We start from the raw sequence: 17,453 nt of genomic DNA, 5'->3' as shown, positions 1-17,453 counted from the left end.
GGGCCAGGAGATCCACCGTCCGCCGCAGGTCCGGGACGTGGACGGATGCGCGTCGGCACGTCCCGTTCGCGTACATTGCGGGCGAGGACCCACACGTGGCGCGAGGGGACAGGACACAAGGTGGCAGGGGCAAGGCAGGCCGTGGGCGAGGCCCGCAGGATCGTCGTCAAGGTCGGTTCCTCGTCGCTGACCACCGCTGCCGGCGGCCTCGACGCCGACCGGGTCGACGCGCTCGTCGACGTCCTCGCCAAGAGCCGCAGCGGAGGCGAGAAGGAGATCGTCCTCGTCTCCTCCGGAGCCATCGCCGCCGGCCTAGCCCCGCTGGGCCTGCGCCGCCGCCCCCGCGACCTCGCCCGCCAGCAGGCCGCCGCCAGCGTCGGCCAGGGCCTGCTCGTCGCCCGCTACACCGCCTCCTTCGCGCGCTACGGCGTCCGCGTCGGCCAGGTGCTGCTGACCAGCGACGACATGAGCCGCCGCGCCCACCACCGCAACGCCTCCCGCACCCTCGACAAGCTCCTCGCGATGGGCGCCCTGCCGATCGTCAACGAGAACGACACCGTCGCCACCGACGAGATCCGCTTCGGCGACAACGACCGGCTCGCCGCCCTGGTGGCCCACCTGGTCCACGCCGACCTGCTCGTCCTGCTCTCCGACATCGACGGCGTCTACGACGGCGACCCCAGCAGGCCCGGCACCTCGCGGATAGCTCAGGTGCGCGGACCCGAGGACCTGGCGGGCATCGAGATCGGCAGCGCCGGCAAGGCGGGCGTCGGCACCGGCGGCATGGTCACCAAGGTCGAGGCCGCCCGGATCGCGGCCGCCGCCGGCATCCCCGTGGTGCTGACCAGCACGGTCCACGCGGCCGAGGCGCTGTCCGGCGGTGACACCGGCACCTACTTCCACCCCGCCGACAAGCGTTCCGCCGACCGGCTGCTGTGGCTCCAGCACGCGTCCACCCCGCAGGGCTCGCTGACCCTGGACGACGGCGCGGTGAAAGCGGTCGTCGACCGCCGCAAGTCGCTGCTGCCGGCCGGGATCGCCTCCGTCGAGGGCGAGTTCGTCGCGGGCGACCCCGTCGAACTGCGCGACGGCACCGGGCACGCCGTGGCCCGCGGGCTCGTCAACTTCGACGCCAGGGAGATCCCGCGGCTGATCGGCCGCTCCACCCGGGAGCTGGCACGCGAGCTGGGGCCGGCCTACGAGCGGGAGGTCGTCCACCGGGACGATCTGGTGATCCTGCACCCCTGATGACCGTCTGAGGACCGCCCCGCGCCCCACGGGGCCCCGGATGCCGGGGGTACCGTCCGAAAACGGGGTGAACGCCCTGCCAAGGGCGTCGCCCTGAGGTGGACGTTCCGCAAAACCGCCCCACGAGCCCTTGCGGCCTGCTCAACTTTGTCCCAGGGACAACATTCCGCCCGACCCGTGGGGTCGACCTGTGCATGAAGGAGGCCGTCGTGAGACGAGTGCGCCCTGGGGCGGCGTCCCGCGCTGGTGCGGCGGCTTCATCCGGTCGCCCCGGGGGGACCGTGGCGAGGGCGGCCGGCGGTTCCCCGGCCCCGGCCGAGGACGAGACCGGGGGCAGGGCCACGCGGGCGGCCGGTGAGGAGCGGACCCTGACGAGCGTCGCGGCCGGCGACCGCTACCAGGGCGAGGAGCCCCAGGATCTGCCGCGCCTGTGGCATGTCACCCTCAGCGTCTCCGGTGACGAGGCCCCGCTGAAAGAGGTCCGGCGCGCCCTCGAACAGCTCGCCCACGACCACCCCTTCCTGCTGACCAGTCGCTACGCCAACGACCACGCCGAGATCCGGTACTGGGAGGAGGCCCGCGACCTGCACGACGCGGCCGCCGTCGCCCTGCGCCTGTGGGGCGAGCACCGCCAGACCGCGGGGCTGCCGCCGTGGGAGATCGTCGGCCTGGAGGTCATCGACCGCCAGACCTACCACCAGCGCATCGCCGAGGGGTACGGTCCGCCGCCGGCCTCGCCGGTCGGGGTCCACCCGTTCTGATCGTGTCCCGGCGGGTGTCCCTTTGATCCCGTCTCGCGCTGTGGAACAACGGGTGGACGGCCTCGCCCGGCGCACTACCCTTCCGGTATGACCTCGCTCTCGCCGTACGACTCCATGACTCCGGTCACCCAGGCCGCCTACCGGGCCAAGGCCGCCGCCGCCGACCTCGCCCCGCTGCCGAGGGCCGAGAAGGACGACGCGCTGCTCGCCATCGCGGACGCCCTGGAGGTCCGCACGAGCGAGATCGTCGAGGCCAACGCCAAGGACATCGCCAAGGCCCGCGAGGCCGGTACCAGCGAGGCGATCATCGACCGGCTGACCCTCACCCCGGAGCGGGTGCGCGCCATCGCCTCCGACGTCCGGGACGTCGTCGCACTGCCCGACCCGGTCGGCGAGGTCGTGCGCGGTTCGACCCTGCCGAACGGCATCGACCTGCGCCAGGTCCGCGTCCCGCTCGGCGTGGTCGGCATCATCTACGAGGCCCGCCCGAACGTCACGGTCGACGCCGCCGCCCTCTGTCTGAAGTCCGGCAACGCCGTCCTGCTGCGCGGCTCGGGCTCCGCGTACGAGTCGAACACCGCCCTCGTCCGGGTGCTGCGCGACGCCGTGGGCGGCGCCGGACTGCCCGCCGACGCCATCCAGCTCGTGCCCGGCGAGTCCCGCGAGAGCGTGCGCGAGCTGATGCGCGCCCGCGGCCTGGTCGACGTGCTCATCCCGCGCGGCGGCGCCTCGCTGATCCAGACCGTCGTGACCGAGTCGATCGTCCCCGTCATCGAGACCGGCACCGGAAACTGCCACGTCTACGTCGACGCCCAGGCCGACCTCGACATGGCGATCGACATCCTGATCAACTCCAAGGCCCAGCGGGTCAGCGTCTGCAACGCCGCCGAGACCCTCCTGGTCCACCAGGACATCGCCCCCGAGTTCCTGCCGCGCGCCCTGGACGCCCTCGCCGAGGCCGGTGTGACCGTCCACGCCGACCAGCGGGTGCTGGCGTACGCCAAGGACACCAAGGCGACCGTCGTCGAGGCCACGCTCGAGGACTGGGACACCGAGTACCTCTCCTACGACATCGCCGCCGCCGTCGTCGACTCGCTCGACAAGGCCGTCGAGCACATCCGGCTGTGGACCTCCGGCCACACCGAGGCCATCGTCACCACCTCCCAGCAGGCCGCCCGCCGCTTCACCCAGCTGGTCGACTCCACGACCGTCGCGGTCAACGCCTCCACCCGCTTCACCGACGGAGGCCAGTTCGGCTTCGGTGCGGAGATCGGCATCTCCACCCAGAAGCTGCACGCCCGCGGCCCGATGGGCCTGCCGGAGCTGACGAGCACGAAGTACATCGTCACCGGCGACGGCCACATCCGCCGCTGAACGCGGCGCGCGAGAGGTGTCTCACAGGGCGGATGAATTTCCCCACCGTCTGCCCAAATTGACCCCCCAGGTCTACTCTGGATTCGTGCCGGAGGACGTGGGGGGCACGCCGTTCCCTGACGGCTGGGAGCCCGACGACGACCACGACCGCGGGGTGTCGGACGAAGAGTTCGCCTCCGTGGTCTTCGACGAGGCCTTCGTACGGGCGGCCGTGGTGCACGAGCCGACCGCCGTCGAGCGCCTCCTGGCCGCGGCCCGGGCGAGAGCGGAGGCCTCCGAGGCCGAGGCCCGCCGCGCCCGCCCCAGAGCCGAGCGGTACGACGACGGCTACGGACCCGGCGGTTTCGGCCATGATCCGGAACTCGACGACCTGGACGACACCGATATCCTCGAGGGTCGCTACGGCGCCCCGGGGACGTACGGCAAGCAGGTCCGCTGGCACCGCCCCGTCGCCTGGATGCTCGCGCTCGTCATGGGCATCGGCATGGTCGCGCTGGCCTTCACGGCGGTCTACCGGGGCGCCTCCTCGGGCAGCCGCGACCGGGTTCCGCCGCCCGCCTCGACCGGTCTGGAACAGGGCAGCACGGTGACGCCCTCGGCGTCGGCCGACTACTCCCAGCCAGCCGTCTCCGCGGTCCCGCGAACGCCCTGACGCTCCTGGTGAGAACCTGTCAGAACTTGTCGCGCAGCGGGGCGTTTACCTGAGCGCCCCGAGACCTACCCTGAAGATATGGGAGGGCCGGCAGACCCACCCGAGGGGACACCCGAGGGCGGCCCCGTGGGTGGTGAGGACGAGTACCGATCCGTCGTCTTCGACGAGTCGTTCGTCCGCGCTGCCCGCCTCCAGGAGTACTCCGCGCAGGAGCGCATCACCGACCACGCGCCCGCCGTCCGCCGTCGCCCGCCGCTGCGCCGGGGACTGTCCCGGCAGGTGCTGATCCTGGTCCTGCTGATCGCCGTCGCCTTCGGCACCGCGATCTACATGGGTGTACGGCACCCCTACCAGAACTCCGCGGTCCGGCAGCCCGTCGAACCCCTGCGGATGACCGTCATCCCGCTGGCCCCCGAGGGCGAGGTCCCGGGACACACCGACGCCGAGTACCTGTACGCGCACAGCCCCGCCGCGCAGTACCGCGTCGGCGCCGAGGGCATCCCGCTGCCGGCCTCCCGCCGGACCGCGCACTTCTCCGACAGCCAGGTCGTGTCCGCGCTGACCACGGCCAAGGACTACATCGTGCGGTCCTCGCTCGACCCGGACGTCCTCGTCCGCGACCAGGTCCGCGCCGTGCGGGTGCTCCTCGACACGGAACAGCTCGACCAGTTCGACCAGAGTTTCGCCCACCCCGCCGCCGACGGCCGGCACGCGCCGACCGGGTGGCTGGTTCGCTTCGACCCCGCGCAGGTGCGCCTGGCCGAAGCCGGGATCCGGGTGCAGGGCAGCCTCCAGGCCGCCGAGACCGACGCCTCGACGCTGGAGGTCACGGCGGACCACACGTTCGTGTACGCGTTGCGGGCGGCCGCGGCAGGTGCCTCCCCGGCGGCCGCGCTGTTCACCGTCCGGCGTGAGCTGCACTTCCGGTTCGACCGGGACGATCTGCGGATGCACACGGCCCAGCTGGTCGTGTCGTACGTCCAGGCCGGGCCGCTGTCGTGCGCTGAGGACTCCACGAACCGGTTGCATCCGTTGCTGGCCGGCCAGACCGCGAAGGCGGGCGGACCGGCCGGGACCGATCCGTATGCGACGGGGAGCGCGACGGCGCTGTGCGGGTCGCTGGCCACCAGTGCGCAGCCGAAGGTGTGACGGCGGTTCGTCGTCGGCTGCGGGTTCGGTGGGACTGCGGGATCGGTGGGACTGCGGGATCGGTGGGTCTGTGGGTTCGGTGGGCGTGGGTGGGTTCAGTCGCCCTGGGCCGGTCCGTTCCCTTCGGTCGGCCGGTCGTCGTCCCTCGGGGCCGAATTCGAGAAGCCGCCGAAGCCCCTTCGCACCCTGCCGCCCAGGTCGCCCGCTCCGCCCGCGATGTCGCTGACCAGCTTCATCAGGGGGTCCTTGGAGCTCTTGACGTTGGTCGCGTAGCTCGCGGCCGACTCGCGGAAGGAGTCCGTGACCGAGGTGTCCTTGTCCTCCGTGCGGCGCGGGTAGTGGCCGTCCATGATCCGCTGGTGGTCGCGGGACTCGGCCCACTTCTTCAGCTCGGCCGCCCGCACGGTGGTGAAGGGGTGGGAACGCGGCAGGACGTTCAGGATCTTCAGCACGGAGTCGCGCAGGTCACCGCCGGCCTCGTACTCCTCGGCCTGCTTCAGGAACGCGTCCACGTTCATCTCGTGCAGATGGTGACCGCCGGCCAGCTTCATCAGGCCGCGCATCGAGGCCTTCAGGTCCTGGCCGACCAGGAGACCCGCCCGGTCCGCCGACAGCTCCGACTTGCGGAACCACTCCCGCAGCGCGGTCACGATCGCCATGATCGCGATGTTGCCCAGCGGGATCCACGCCACCCTGAGGGCGAGGCTGGTCAGGAACAGCAGGATGGTCCGGTAGACCGAGTGACCGGAGAGGGCATGGCCCACCTCATGGCCGACGACCGCCCGCATCTCCTCCTCGTCGAGCAGGTCGACCAGACCCGTGGTGACGACGATGATCGGCTCGTCCAGGCCGATGCACATCGCGTTCGGCTGCGGGTCCTGGTTGACGTACATCGGCGGGACCTTCTCCAGGTCCAGGATGTAACACGCGTCCCGCAGCATGTCGTTGAGGTACGCGAACTGCTGGTCGGAGACGCGCACCGAGTCGGACAGGAACAGCAGCCGCAGGCTCCGCTCGGGGAGCAGTCCGCTGAGTGCCTTGAACACCGTGTCGAAGCCGCTCAGCTTGCGCAGCGCCACCAGGGCGGAGCGGTCGGCGGGGTGCTCGTACGCACGCGAGGAGATACCCGGGAAACGCCTGCGCTGCCTGCTCGGCACCTGCTCGTGTCCGTTGTTCTGATGGCCGTCGTCGGACATGTCTTCCCCCATGTGCGTCTTTGGCTGTGCCTCTTCGGCCTCTGTGATCCTTTACGGACCCTTGTGCGGCCCTTTGCGCCCCCCCGAAGCAGAGCCCAGCCTAGGCGGAGATAGCGTGGACGGGCAGTACAGCGAAGGAGTCCACATCATGGAGCACACCCGGGCCGCCTGGCTCACCGAGGCCGCGAGCGCCGCCGAGCAGCAGGGATCCGGAAATCTGCTCCGGGTGGTACTGGTCGTGATGTTCCTGGGCTGTGCGTTCACCGCGTGGTTCCTGCTGCGGGGGTACAAGCGGAAGGACGACTGAGGAAGGGCGAAGGTTCCCCGACGCCCTGAGCGCGGCCTCCAATGGTGGAGTCGGCGTGATGGCCCCCACCGCGCCCGCTTACCATGAGCCGACGTCTTTATCCCGCCCACCGGATAGGTCCTGCCGAAGATGAGCTTCCACAGCACCGCTGCCCAGTTGGTCACCCTCGCCGCTGAGGGCCAGGAGCACGGCGGCAACCACGAGAGCCTCAACCCCCTGGTGACCGGCGGTGGCGCGTTCCTCATCCTGCTGCTCCTGCTGTGGATCACCACCCGTTTCAACCGCGACCGCTGAGGCGCCGGGTGCCCGGAGCGGGGCACTGCGGGTCTCCGCCTGCCCGGTTCCTCAGGCCGGGCCGGTAGGGTCTGCACGCATGGGAGAGCAGGACATGCCTACCGGCCCGGGCAACGGCCCGTCGAGCCCCGGCAAGCGCCGACTGGGCGTCATGGGCGGAACGTTCGACCCGATCCACCACGGGCACCTCGTGGCGGCCAGCGAGGTCGCCGCGCAGTTCCACCTGGACGAGGTGATGTTCGTACCGACGGGCCAGCCGTGGCAGAAGAGCCACCGCGCGGTCTCCCCGGCCGAGGACCGCTATCTGATGACGGTCATCGCGACCGCCGAGAACCCGCAGTTCTCGGTCAGCCGCATCGACATCGACCGCGGTGGCGCGACCTACACCACGGACACCCTGCGCGACCTCAAGGCCCTCAACCCCGACACCGACCTCTTCTTCATCACGGGCGCCGACGCCCTCGGCCAGATCCTCACCTGGCGTGACACGGAAGAGCTGTTCGCCCTGGCACACTTCATCGGAGTCACCCGGCCCGGCCACACCCTGGCCGACCCGGGACTCCCCGAGGGCGGCGTCTCACTCGTCGAGGTCCCCGCCCTCGCCATCTCCTCCACCGACTGCCGGGCGAGAGTCGCCAAGGGCGACCCCGTCTGGTACCTGGTGCCGGACGGAGTCGTGCGGTACATCGACAAGCGCGAGCTGTACCGCGGCGAGTGAGCCGAGAGGGGCACCGGTGAACGACCGATACGACGCGGGCTACGGCGACGACCAGGAGAACCAGTACCAGCTCGTCGGCTACGACGACTACGGCCGGCCGGTGTACCAGCAGGTCCCGCCGCAACAGACCCCGCAGCAGCAGTACGACCCCTACGCCCAGCAGGGCTACGGCTACGACCCGTACGCCACCGGCGGGCAGCAGGCCACGCCGTACGGCACGGGCACCCAGAACCCCGTCCCGTCCTACGACCCCTACGCGGCGGACACCGGTCAGCAGGCGCCCGTGCCGCCCTACGACCCCTACGCCGACGGGGGCGGCCAGGGCGGCGGTCCGGCGACGGCGTACGACCCCTACGGCCGGGCCGCCGCGAGCGGCCGGCAGCCCCGCGTCGCCGGGCAGACGGCCTACATCCCGCACCAGGGCGGACCGGCCGAGGGGACACAGGCGGGCCAGGGATACGCCGGAGGGACACAGGTCGGCCACGGCCACACCGCGGGAGCACCGGCCGATCAGGGGTGGGTCCGTGCCGGTGCGGAGCCCGCCGACGGGGACGAACGGCAGTACCACACCGCGCAGTTCGCCTTCGTCGAGGAGCCCGACACCGACTCCGAGGACGTCATCGACTGGCTCGACTTCACCGAGAACCGCACCGAGCGCCGCGAGGAGGCCAAGCGTCGCGCCCGCAGCCGGCTCGTCGCCCTGGTCGTCGTCCTCGCCCTGGTCGCGGTGGGCGGAGTCGGCTACCTCTGGTACGCCGGGAAGCTGCCAGGACTGTCGGACACGGAGAGCAAGAAGGGCACCACGATCGCGGCGAGCGCCCAGAACCGCGACGTGATCGTCGTCCATCTGCACAACACCACGAAGGGCGGCACCTCCACGGCGCTGCTCGTCGACAACACCACCATCAAGCAGGGCACCACCGTCCTGATCCCCAACTCCCTGAACCTGACGGCCGACGACGGCTCCACGACGACCCTCGCCAAGTCCGTCGACGACGACGGCTCCTCCGGAACCGTCGGCTCCCTCGACACCGTCCTCGGCACCGACATCGAGGGCACCTGGCGCCTGGACACCCCCTATCTGCAGAACCTGGTCGACCTCGTCGGGAACATCGACGTCGACACCAACGCCGCCGTGCCCGATCCGGACGCCAAGAAGAAGGGCCAGGCGCCCCTGGTGAGCAAGGGGAAGGACCAGACCCTCAGCGGCAAGATGGCCGTCGCCTACGCCACCTACCGTGCCTCCGGCGAGGCCCAGAACGCCCAGCTGGAGCGGTTCGGCCAGGTCCTGCAGGGCGTCCTGCGCAAGCTGTCCTCCGACCCGACGGCCGCGACCACCACCGTGCAGACGCTGGCCCAGATCCTCGACCCGTCCCTGACGGACAAGGACCTCGGAACCTTCCTCGCCAAGCTCGCGGACCTCGCCAAGAGCGGCGACTACAGGACCGCGCTGCTGCCCGTCCAGCAGGACGGCACCCTGAGTGCGGAGGCCAGTGCGAGCGTCGTCAAGGACGTCCTCGGCGGCAAGGCGAAGAGCCCCGACAAGGACGCGGCCGTGAGCGTCTCGGTCCAGAACGCCACCGGCACCAGGGACAACACGGAGAAGGCCCGCGTCGTCCTCCTCAACGGCGGCTTCACCTTCATCGACGGCGGCACACCCTCCTCGGCCCGGGCCACCTCCAAGGTCGTCTACGCCGACGACGCCGACAAGGCGAACGCCACCGAGGTCGCCAAGACCCTGGGCCTGCATACCAGTGCCGTCGGCAAGGGCACGATCTCCTCGAGCGCGAACGTCTCCGTGATCCTCGGCCAGGACTACAAACCCGACTCCTCGTCCTAGGCCCGGCCCCGGGCCCGCAGCGGCACCCCGCGTGATCTCCGCCATCGCGTGGGGTGCCGTCGGCGGTCCGTGAGACCCTTGGTGTCAAGTGACCGCCGACCGAAAGCCTTGTAGTGACCGCCACTGACCGTTCCCTCGAGCTCGTCCACACCGCCGCGCAGGCGGCCGCCGACAAGCTCGCCCATGACGTGATCGCGTACGACGTCAGCGACGTCCTCTCGATCACCGACGCCTTCCTGCTGGCGTCCGCACCCAACGACCGCCAGGTCAAGTCCATCGTCGACGAGATCGAGGAGCGGCTCTCGAAGGAGCTCGGCGCCAAGCCGGTGCGCCGCGAGGGCGACCGCGAGGCCCGCTGGGTCCTGCTCGACTACGTGGACATCGTCGTCCATGTCCAGCACAGCGAGGAGCGGGTCTTCTACGCCCTGGAGCGGCTGTGGAAGGACTGCCCCGAGCTGGAGCTGCCCGCCGACGCCAAGGCGACCCGCGGCAAGGCGCAGGAGCACGCCGCGCTCCGGACCGAGGAGGACGACGCCGAGTACGGGGAGCCGCGGTGACCGCTCCCGCCGACCGCAAGGGCCGGGGCCGTCGCGTCATCCTGTGGCGGCACGGCCAGACCTCCTGGAACGTGGAGCGTCGCTTCCAGGGCACCACCGACGTCGAGCTCACCGAGATCGGTGTCGGCCAGGCCCGTCGTGCCGCCCGGCTGCTGGCCTCCCTCGAGCCCGACGCGATCGTCGCCTCCGACCTCCAGCGGGCCGCGAACACCGCCGCCGAGCTCGCCGCGCTCACCGGACTGGACGTGACCCACGACGAGGGCCTGCGGGAGACCTACGCGGGCGTCTGGCAGGGGCTGACGCACGAGGAGATCATCGCCCGGCACGGCGAGGAGTACGCCGCGTGGAAGCGCGGTGAGCCGGTGCGTCGCGGTGGCGGTGAACTGGAGACCGAGGTGGCCGACCGCGCCGCCCCCGTGGTGCTCCGGCACGCCGAGAAGCTCCCCGAGGACGGCACGCTCGTCGTGGTCAGCCACGGTGGCACGATCCGGACCACCATCGGCCGGCTGCTCGGCCTGGACTCCCGGCACTGGGAGAGCCTCGGCGGCCTCTCCAACTGCTGCTGGTCCGTCCTCGGCCAGGGCGCCCGAGGCTGGCGCCTCCTGGAGCACAACGCCGGAACCCTTCCCGAGCCGGTGCTCGGCGACGACGACTGAGGGCTACGGACCGGATTTCACTTTCCGGCAGGTCGCAGGCTAAAGTTCTTCTTGTTCGCCCGCCGAGCGGGAAGAACACAAGGGGCTATAGCTCAGTTGGTAGAGCGCCTGCATGGCATGCAGGAGGTCAGGAGTTCAATTCTCCTTAGCTCCACAGATCGACACTCTGTTGAGTTGTCAAAGATCGGTGATCATCAGGGTCCCGTCTCCGTCAGGAGGCGGGATTTTCTGTGTGCTCCTGTTCCGTGTGCTTTCGCAGTCGCGCCGCTTTCTCCCGTGTCTCCTCGTCCTCCGGTGTGTAGACCACGATCCGGCACTCCGGCATCCCGTCGATCGACAGCGACTGGGAGGTCATCCGCAGTTCGCCCACGGCCCGGTGACGGAAGGTCTTCACCCGGGGCCCCGGCGGCACCACCTGACCGCTCTCCCAGAGCTCGGCGAAGTACGGGCTGGCCGCCGACAGCCCGCGAATGAACTCCTCCCAGGCCGGCTCGCCCACATGTCTGCCGTACGAGGACCGCAGCGTCGCCACCATCACCGGCAGCTCGCGCTCCCGGTGCAACAGGGGGCAGGCCTCGTCGGACACCGTGAACAGCGTCCACAGCGCGTTCGCCCTCCCGAGGCCGATGATCTCCGGTATCAGGAACAGGTCGCGGTAGCCCGTGTTCGTGGCCAGGATGTCGTAGCGCGAGTTGTAGACGACCGCCGGGAGCGGGTCGAGGGCGTCGATGATGCCCTGCACCTCCGGGCCCGTCGACCGCGTCAGACCCTCCGGGTCCGGGGCGAACGCCACCTGCGCCAGGCGGTACAGATGCTCCCGCTCCGGCGGGTCGAGCCGCAGCGTACGGGCCACGGCGTCCAGGACCTGCGCGGACGCGTTGATCGGCCGGCCCTGCTCCAGCCACGTGTACCAGGTCACACCCACACCGGAGAGCTGGGCGACCTCCTCGCGGCGCAGTCCCGGGGTGCGGCGCCTGAGACCCGGCGGCATGCCCACGTCCGCCGGGGTCACCCGGGCCCGCCTGCTGCGCAGGAACGAGGCCAGCTCGGGCCGTCGTCGCTGTGTCGTCCTCATCGTCACGTCCCCCTCGTCACGACCATCCTCGGTGCCGCACCCGGCGCTTGCCAGGTGCTGGCAGTACCAGCATCGGCGGGCTCTCGGCACCCGTACCGGGATGTCCTCATGCTCGACGGCATGACGACAACGCCCCGGACGGGACCGAATCCCGCGTCCGTTTCCCCACCTGCCAGAAGTGAAGCACCCGCCACTGACAACCGGCCCCGGCCGCTGCTCGCGCTCGTCCTCGCCGCCCAGTTCATGGCGCTGCTCGACGTGTTCATCGTGAACGTCGCGGCCCCCACGATCGGCACGGAACTGCATGCCTCCGGCGCCCAACTCCAGCTGGTCGTCGCCGGATACGCCATCACGTACTCCGTTTTGCTGATCACCGGCGCCCGGCTGGGCGAGCGGTTCGGCCACGGCCGGGTCCACCTCGCCGGGCTCGCCCTGTTCACGACGGCGTCACTCGCCTGCGGGCTGGCCCAGGGCGCCACCGAGCTGATCGTCTTCCGGCTGGTGCAGGGCGCCGGTTCGGCGGTGATGATCCCGCAGGTGCTGAGCCTGATCCAGCGCAACTTCACCGGCGAGGCCCGGATGAAGGCGCTCGGCGCTTACTCGGCGGTCCTCGCGGTCGGCGCCGCCGCCGGGCAGGTCGTCGGCGGAGTCCTGGTCAGCGCCGACCTGTTCGGCACGAGCTGGCGGCCGGTGTTCCTCGTGAACGTCCCCGTCGGCCTCGTCCTGCTGGCCGTGGGCGCGCGTGTCCTGCTCCCCGGGGACCGTCCGACACCCCGGGACCGGGCGCGCGGCCTCGACCTGCCCGGCCTGGTGCTGCTCGGCGCGGCCGTGTCACTGTGCACGGTGCCGCTGGTGCTCGGGCAGGAGGAGGACTGGCCGCTGTGGTCCTGGCTCTCCCTGGCCGCCGCCGTGATCCTGTTCGCCGTCTTCTGCGGCTACGAGTCCCGGCTGGCCGGGCGCGGCGGTGCCCCGCTGATCACGCCGAGCGTGCTGCGCCATCCCGGCATGGGGCTCGCCGTCTTCCGGATCATGGCGGTCATGGCCGTCAACGGCGGCTTCCTCTTCGTGCTCACCCTGTACGTGCAGGGCGGCCTCGGCTACAGCCCGCTGCGGGCCGGACTCTCCTTCGCGCCGACCGCGGTGGTCTTCGGCATCGTCGGACTGACCTGGCGCCACTGGCCCGCGTCCTGGCAGCGGCTGCTGACGCCCGCCGGGTTCCTGATCACCGCCCTGGGCGCGCTGGGCGTGGGCCTGGCGCTGAAGGGCGGCGGCGACGGCGGTGTCGCGCTGTACGCCGCGTACGCCGGCGTGGGCGTCGGGCTCGCGCTCGCCTTCAGCCCCACGCTCACCGGGGCCCTGGCCACGGTGGAGCCCCGGCACGCGGCGGACGCCAGCGGCCTGCTCGCCACGGTCACCCAACTCGGCCAGCTGATCGGCGTCGCGGGGTTCGGCACACTGTTCTTGAACCGGCTTGAGTCACTCGGCCCCTCCGAGGCGTATACCTCTGCGGAGGCGCTGTGGGCGTGCATGTTCGCGCTGGCCGGGACCGCCGCGGTGGGCGCCGTGTCCGGACTGGTACTCAGGCGTCGCTGACCGTATTGGTCCGGCCGTGGCAGAATCAAACGGCCGGAAGGGGGCGCGGCCCGACGGGAGGGAGTAGTGATGCCTGCGAGCATCCTCGTGGAGGGCGGCCACCTCCGCGAAGCGGCGTCGACAAAGGACACGACGGTCCGCCTCATCTGCCCTTCCTGCGGTTCTGTCCACGTGGCCCAAGTACTCGGCGACAACGGCGGAATCTCCTACGTGTGCACGGCCTGCGGCCACAGCTGGAGCTGAACGATGGGTGCACACAGGCGAAAGTGCGACTGGTGCGGCAGCGGGACGCCGATCGTACGGGACATGGAGCCGGTCAATCCCGACTACCAGTACTGGTGCGAGGAGTGCGCGCGGGCGCTGATCATAAAAGGCGACCCCATCGAGACGTACCGCGAACTCGAGGGTGAGCCGATCTACGGCCGTCTCCTCGAAGAACACTGCACGCTGAAGCGGTTCTACTCGTTCGTGACCGCTTGACGTCGTCCCTGCTGCCCGCAGGGAAACGATTTGGTGTTCCCCCCGGTGGACCGTGTAATGTTGGCGTCGCCGCCAGGGAAGCCGGGCGGAGCGCAGCACGGGGCTATAGCTCAGTTGGTAGAGCACCTGCATGGCATGCAGGGGGTCAGGAGTTCAAATCTCCTTAGCTCCACACAAAGATCCCGCCAGATCATTTGATCCGGCGGGATTGCTGCGTTTCCAGGGGGAGTTGTCCGCATACGACGAAGGGGGCCGCCCGGATTCCGGGCGGCCCCCTTCGTGACGTCGGCTCAGCGGCCCAGCGCACGCCTCCCGCGACCCTGGGACAGCACCGGCAGGTTGCGGGTGGGGCCCTTGTCGCGCGGGCTCTCGTCCTCCAGGCGCAGGGCGAGCGCCGGGCAGCGACGCACCGCGCGTAGAGCCTTGGCCTCGGCGTAGCGCGGCACCTGAGCCTGGGCGACGGTCGGGAAACCGTCGGCACCGAGCTCGAACACCTCGGGGAGGATGTCGGCGCACAGGCCGTGGCCCCGGCACAGCGTCCAGTCGACGTAGATCTTCTGACGGCTGGGACCGGTCTCCTCGGCCTCGCCGCCGCCTGAGATGCCGGTCGCCATCCTGCCGCCCTCGAAGAGCGGCAGAACGCCCTCCACGGGCCGTCCGCAGCCGTTGCCGAGGACATGGGCGGCCAGGTCGTCCGTGAACGCCTTGATGGTCGACTCCAGGAACATCGCGGAGCCGTCCGGGTGGGAGCACGCGCCACGCCGCTTCACGTTCTTGGCGACCTGCTTGAGCGCCTCCAGGGCGGCGGGACCGCCGCCGTTGAGGATGTCCTCCATGCCGCGCGCGGCGGCCGGCAGACCGAGGTAGCAGGGGCCGCACTGGCCCGCGCTCTCCTCGGCCAGCCACTGCGCCACCCGCAGCGACTCGCCCAGCGGGCAGGTCTCCTGAGTGATCGGCAGGATCGCGCCGGCGCCGAGCGCGCCGCCCACGGCGTCCAGGGAGTTGCGGGAGACGATCGCCTCGTTGACCGTGGCCGCGTCGATCCACTTGCCGTGGTAGCCGCCCGTCAGCACACCCTGCGGGACCGGCGGGGCGCCGGCCAACTGCAGGACGTAGCGCAGGGGTACGCCGGTCGGGACCTCGATCACCATGGGGCGCGCGACAGCGCCGGAGACCGTGAGCAGGACGGTGCCCGGCTCGTCGTACAGCCCGGTGTTGCCGTAGCGCTCCGGGCCGATGCGCGCGGCGATCGCCAGCTGCGCGAAGGTCTCGGCGTTGGACAGGAGCGTGGGTGCGCCGCCGACGCCGTTCTGCGATGCGCTGACCTTGCGGCCGGGCGGGATGGCCGGGCCGCCGTCGATGGAGCGGATCAGCGACGCCGCCGCTCCGGTGACCATACGGACGGGATTGCGCTGCACGCGTGCGCGTAGCGCCGATCTGCGGCCGTTGCTGAGGCCGCGCTCGGCGAGGGCGGCCTCCATGGAACGCTGCGTGGACTCCCGGGTGACCCCGATCACGAGGGTGCGGGCACCCAGGGCCTCGGCGGCCAGGAGAGCGCCGTCCAGGATGAGGTGCGGGGCCCGGTTGATGAGGACCGTGTCCTTGCGGCAGGCGGGTTCGTCCTCGCTGCCGTTGACGACGACGACCGGCCGGACACCGCGCTTGATCGCCGCTTCGGCGACCGAGCGCAGCTTCTTGTGGAAGGGGAAGCCGGCACCGCCGCGCCCCTTCAGGTTGATGGCTTCGGAGAGCTTCGCGAGTTGCTCGCCGCCCATGGGTTCGAGCGGCCCATGCACCTTCAGGTGCATGGGCAGGTCAAGTCGTTCGACAAGGTCGAAGCCCGACGTGAGCTGGGGAAGACCGACCACGCGGACTTCTGGTACGTCGGGCAGGGCCTCGTTCACCTATAGCCTCCGGAAGGCGTGTTCCAAGGTTCGCCCGGCCCCGGTGAGTCGAAGTCGTACGACTGACCGGGCGTTGGTTCAGCGGCGGGACCGGTGTTGTACGTGTCGTTCGGGTTATACGTGCCGTAAAGGGTGTTCGACTCACCGGTGTCGCGTACATCACCCGTGAGATAGCTGGCCGTGCCCGAATTGCCGCCATAAGTGGGGATGTTGTACCCCGTGTCCTGGAGTGGGTCGTAGACCGACGGGGGTGCCTCGCCGACCGGCGGCGGGGACGGGATCGGCCAGCTGCCGGAGGTGCTGCCGCCGCCGTCCACGCGCGCGATGGGATCGGTGGCGGCCTGCATGTCCATCGGCATGTCCATGCGCGCGGTCTGGCCGGTGTCGTAGGGCTGCTGTGCGCCCGGTGACATGGCGCGGTAGGCGGCGGCGAATCCGCTGCCCGCCGGTTCCGGGGCGGGCGGGGCCTGGTAGGCGGGTATGGAGCCGGTCTGCGTCAGGCCCTCGTAGCCGGGCAGGGAGGACTCCGAGCGCCGGCCGGCGGACTCCGGTGCCCTGCGGCGGCCCTCGCGGCCCGGTCCGGCGCTCTCCGCGGCCCTCCTGGCCCGGCTGGCCTCCAGCTCCTCGCGGCCCGGACGCTCCTCGGCGCCGAGGAGCATGGCGACCCGGTCGGTGATCTTGCGCTTGAACGGGCGCGGAGCCGCGCGCAGGGCGAGGGCCGCGATGACGCCGAGCACGCAGAGCGCGTACATGTAGGTGAAGATCGGGGCCTTTACCGCGCGGCCCGCGTACAGGCCGTGGATCAGGCCGGCGCACCAGGCCGGGTAGGCCAGCATGTGCATCGCCCGCCAGCGGGCCGCGACCGGGGCCGGGGACGCGAACCGGTTGCGCAGGGCGCCGGTGATGCCGACGAAGATCATGAGCTGGCCGGCCAGGGTGCCGAGACCTATGAGGCCGCCGCTGCTGCTGAAGCCCAGCCCGAACGGGATGAACGCGGCGATCCACGTCGTGTGCTCAAGGGTGAGTTTGATCCCGACGTGCAGCAGAAGGAAGGCGATCGAGCCGACGGCGGTGATCCGGTGCACACCCTGGGCCACGATCCGCTGGCGGGTGTTGAGGACCAATCGGTCCTGCGCGACCAGCCCCCAGATCACGGAACAGGTGAGGAGGACAAGCGTCACCACGCCCGCCCCGAAGTTGAGGAAGTCCTGGAGCCAGACACCTCCGTACACCACGACCAGAGGAATGGTCAGCAGAAAGACGGCCGTCGCCACCCCATAGGCCGACCGGCCGGTCCTGGGGAGTGTGTTGTTGCTACTACGAGGGTTCATGGGGGCAACTCCGAGCGGTTCGGGAAGGCGGTCCCGCTGCCGCACTCTAAGTGGCGCCATACCGATGGGTACGGCGTTTGAGTTATTGCGTTGTTATCAAACGGCCGTGGGGCTGGTGCGATGCCCCTTAGTAGCTGTTACGCGAAGTAATCATTGACCTTGGTTCAGTTCCTGTCGGATCGGACGGTGCTCTCGACTGCGGCGGCGAGTGCGGCACCCGGTGCCAAAGAGGCATACGTAAGCTCGTCGCGGCTTGCTCAACGGCTGCGGTACTCTGACGCCATGCGTGCCGTACGCCTTCTGCTTAGCGAGCCGCGC

18 protein-coding genes and 2 tRNA genes are annotated in these 17,453 nt (G+C 70.7%); 16 read left to right on the top strand and 4 right to left on the bottom strand.

The window, feature by feature from the left end; all coding sequences use genetic code 11:
- Positions 1-141 precede the first annotated feature (141 nt).
- From proB to ACIRP7_RS00700, 5 genes are all read left to right on the top strand, one after another.
- The gene (gene proB / locus ACIRP7_RS00720) at positions 142-1,248 is read left to right on the top strand and encodes a glutamate 5-kinase (RefSeq protein ID WP_403653000.1); all 1,107 of its coding nucleotides are present in this window, start codon (positions 142-144) and stop codon (positions 1,246-1,248) included.
- Between the two features lie 209 nt (positions 1,249-1,457).
- Complete coding sequence (locus ACIRP7_RS00715) at positions 1,458-2,009, top strand: hypothetical protein (protein ID WP_403651990.1); 552 nt, start codon at positions 1,458-1,460, stop codon at positions 2,007-2,009.
- An 87-nt stretch (positions 2,010-2,096) separates the two neighbouring features.
- A complete protein-coding gene (locus ACIRP7_RS00710) occupies positions 2,097-3,383 on the top strand; it encodes a glutamate-5-semialdehyde dehydrogenase (RefSeq protein WP_352383894.1) in 1,287 nt (428 codons plus the stop codon).
- A 58-nt stretch (positions 3,384-3,441) separates the two neighbouring features.
- A complete protein-coding gene (locus ACIRP7_RS00705) occupies positions 3,442-4,035 on the top strand; it encodes a hypothetical protein (RefSeq protein WP_403651987.1) in 594 nt (197 codons plus the stop codon).
- A 78-nt stretch (positions 4,036-4,113) separates the two neighbouring features.
- The gene (locus ACIRP7_RS00700) at positions 4,114-5,184 is read left to right on the top strand and encodes a hypothetical protein (RefSeq protein WP_403651983.1); all 1,071 of its coding nucleotides are present in this window, start codon (positions 4,114-4,116) and stop codon (positions 5,182-5,184) included.
- A 95-nt stretch (positions 5,185-5,279) separates the two neighbouring features.
- On the opposite strand, the gene ACIRP7_RS00695 is transcribed toward ACIRP7_RS00700, so the two are convergent.
- On the bottom strand, positions 5,280-6,380 hold the full coding sequence (locus tag ACIRP7_RS00695) for a M48 family metallopeptidase (protein ID WP_403651980.1): 1,101 nt from the start codon (positions 6,378-6,380) through the stop codon (positions 5,280-5,282).
- Between the two features lie 148 nt (positions 6,381-6,528).
- Here ACIRP7_RS00695 and ACIRP7_RS00690 point away from each other — a divergent pair, with 148 nt between their 5' ends.
- The 7 genes from ACIRP7_RS00690 to ACIRP7_RS00660 all read left to right on the top strand — a co-directional run bounded on the left by ACIRP7_RS00690 (position 6,529) and on the right by ACIRP7_RS00660 (position 10,906).
- Positions 6,529-6,687 carry a hypothetical protein gene (locus tag ACIRP7_RS00690; RefSeq protein ID WP_088245276.1) on the top strand — a complete coding sequence of 53 codons (159 nt, stop codon included), beginning with the start codon at positions 6,529-6,531 and terminating at the stop codon, positions 6,685-6,687.
- Between the two features lie 129 nt (positions 6,688-6,816).
- Complete coding sequence (locus tag ACIRP7_RS00685) at positions 6,817-6,981, top strand: hypothetical protein (RefSeq protein ID WP_403651977.1); 165 nt, start codon at positions 6,817-6,819, stop codon at positions 6,979-6,981.
- 79 nt (positions 6,982-7,060) lie between these two features.
- Positions 7,061-7,699: a nicotinate-nucleotide adenylyltransferase gene (gene nadD / locus ACIRP7_RS00680; RefSeq protein WP_403651974.1), complete on the top strand. Its 639-nt coding sequence runs from the start codon at positions 7,061-7,063 to the stop codon at positions 7,697-7,699.
- 16 nt (positions 7,700-7,715) lie between these two features.
- Positions 7,716-9,539 carry a LytR C-terminal domain-containing protein gene (locus tag ACIRP7_RS00675; RefSeq protein ID WP_403651971.1) on the top strand — a complete coding sequence of 608 codons (1,824 nt, stop codon included), beginning with the start codon at positions 7,716-7,718 and terminating at the stop codon, positions 9,537-9,539.
- A 113-nt stretch (positions 9,540-9,652) separates the two neighbouring features.
- Positions 9,653-10,096 (top strand): ribosome silencing factor, encoded by a 444-nt coding sequence (rsfS, locus tag ACIRP7_RS00670; protein ID WP_352383883.1) that lies wholly within the window; start codon positions 9,653-9,655, stop codon positions 10,094-10,096.
- Positions 10,093-10,752, top strand: a complete 660-nt coding sequence (locus ACIRP7_RS00665) for a histidine phosphatase family protein (protein ID WP_403651968.1) — start codon at positions 10,093-10,095, stop codon at positions 10,750-10,752. Before rsfS ends, ACIRP7_RS00665 begins: the two co-directional genes overlap by 4 nt.
- Before the next feature lie 81 nt (positions 10,753-10,833).
- Positions 10,834-10,906, top strand: a tRNA-Ala gene (locus ACIRP7_RS00660).
- Positions 10,907-10,963: 57 nt separating this feature from the next.
- Here the strand turns inward: ACIRP7_RS00660 and ACIRP7_RS00655 are convergent.
- The gene (locus tag ACIRP7_RS00655; protein ID WP_403651965.1) at positions 10,964-11,827 is read right to left on the bottom strand and encodes a helix-turn-helix transcriptional regulator; all 864 of its coding nucleotides are present in this window, start codon (positions 11,825-11,827) and stop codon (positions 10,964-10,966) included.
- 120 nt (positions 11,828-11,947) lie between these two features.
- On the opposite strand from ACIRP7_RS00655, the gene ACIRP7_RS00650 reads away from it, so the two are divergent.
- From ACIRP7_RS00650 to ACIRP7_RS00635, 4 genes are all read left to right on the top strand, one after another.
- Complete coding sequence (locus ACIRP7_RS00650; protein ID WP_403651962.1) at positions 11,948-13,420, top strand: MFS transporter; 1,473 nt, start codon at positions 11,948-11,950, stop codon at positions 13,418-13,420.
- Positions 13,421-13,489: 69 nt separating this feature from the next.
- Positions 13,490-13,663 (top strand): hypothetical protein, encoded by a 174-nt coding sequence (locus ACIRP7_RS00645; RefSeq protein WP_352383877.1) that lies wholly within the window; start codon positions 13,490-13,492, stop codon positions 13,661-13,663.
- A gap of 3 nt (positions 13,664-13,666) precedes the next feature.
- On the top strand, positions 13,667-13,900 hold the full coding sequence (locus ACIRP7_RS00640; RefSeq protein WP_003976229.1) for a hypothetical protein: 234 nt from the start codon (positions 13,667-13,669) through the stop codon (positions 13,898-13,900).
- 99 nt (positions 13,901-13,999) lie between these two features.
- Positions 14,000-14,072 (top strand) — tRNA-Ala (locus ACIRP7_RS00635).
- A gap of 118 nt (positions 14,073-14,190) precedes the next feature.
- Here the strand turns inward: ACIRP7_RS00635 and ACIRP7_RS00630 are convergent.
- The gene (locus tag ACIRP7_RS00630) at positions 14,191-15,804 is read right to left on the bottom strand and encodes an NADH-ubiquinone oxidoreductase-F iron-sulfur binding region domain-containing protein (protein ID WP_403651958.1); all 1,614 of its coding nucleotides are present in this window, start codon (positions 15,802-15,804) and stop codon (positions 14,191-14,193) included.
- On the bottom strand, positions 15,801-17,135 hold the full coding sequence (locus ACIRP7_RS00625; RefSeq protein ID WP_403651955.1) for a cytochrome b/b6 domain-containing protein: 1,335 nt from the start codon (positions 17,133-17,135) through the stop codon (positions 15,801-15,803). The genes ACIRP7_RS00630 and ACIRP7_RS00625 overlap by 4 nt, the downstream gene beginning before the upstream one ends.
- Between the last annotated feature and the right edge of the window lie 318 nt (positions 17,136-17,453).

Origin of the sequence: Streptomyces sp. NPDC102270, from assembly GCF_044766405.1 — a bacterium.
Lineage (GTDB): Bacteria > Actinomycetota > Actinomycetes > Streptomycetales > Streptomycetaceae > Streptomyces.
This window is presented reverse-complemented; position numbering and strand designations above follow the sequence as displayed.